Here is a 634-nt window from a genome sequence, read left to right on the forward strand (position 1 = left end):
ACTTCGGCCTTAGAAGATGTCTAGGGAGCTGACCGGATCGCGTTCGAGCGTCTGGGAGCCCGTTATCTGCGCTTTCGGTGAACGCTGGTGCAGTCGTCTTGTGCTCCCGAGCTCATTTTTCTGCGTTCCACCCCTAATGTCGCGGTCCGCATCGGCCGATACACCGCAGCGAGGGGGCAAATGCCTCCCACTCCCCCTTCTCTGCCCCGGTTCCGCACAGAGCCGGGGCTTTTTTTGTCGGCAATTGGGAGAGGGTGGCCCCACGGTTGCCCCTACGCTTCACGCCCAGCCGCCCTCTACCGAGGCGCGATGTCACCCAGCATCCACGAGAGAAGGCCAGTGATCACGGCGATCTGACCAAGCCAGAACAGGAACGACCATTTCAGGATTTCGAACTTGGCAGTGGTAATCTCTTTGTGGACTTCCGCTCGAAGCTTTCCCAACTCCTCGGCCAGCACACGACCAAAGCGATCAGCGGCGGCTTGCAACACTCTGTCTCCCCATGGTTGCTCGTGTGCGTCTATCCAGACCGAGAGGTCTAAGGCCGCTTCGTCGCCAAGCTGTTTCCGAAGCGACGATGGTACCAGTGATTGAGACATGCATACTCCTTTGACCTCTTGCCGACGACGATGCC

At 59.1% G+C, this 634-nt stretch carries 1 protein-coding gene; it reads right to left on the minus strand.

The genetic code is table 11. From position 1 onward, the window contains the following. Window positions 1–296: 296 nt before the first annotated feature. Complete coding sequence (locus tag GEV06_28965) at window positions 297–599, minus strand: hypothetical protein (GenBank protein MPZ21872.1); 303 nt, start codon at window positions 597–599, stop codon at window positions 297–299. Window positions 600–634: the final 35 nt, after the last annotated feature.

Origin of the sequence: Luteitalea sp. (genome assembly GCA_009377605.1) — a bacterium.
Taxonomy (GTDB): Bacteria; Acidobacteriota; Vicinamibacteria; order Vicinamibacterales; family Vicinamibacteraceae; genus WHTT01.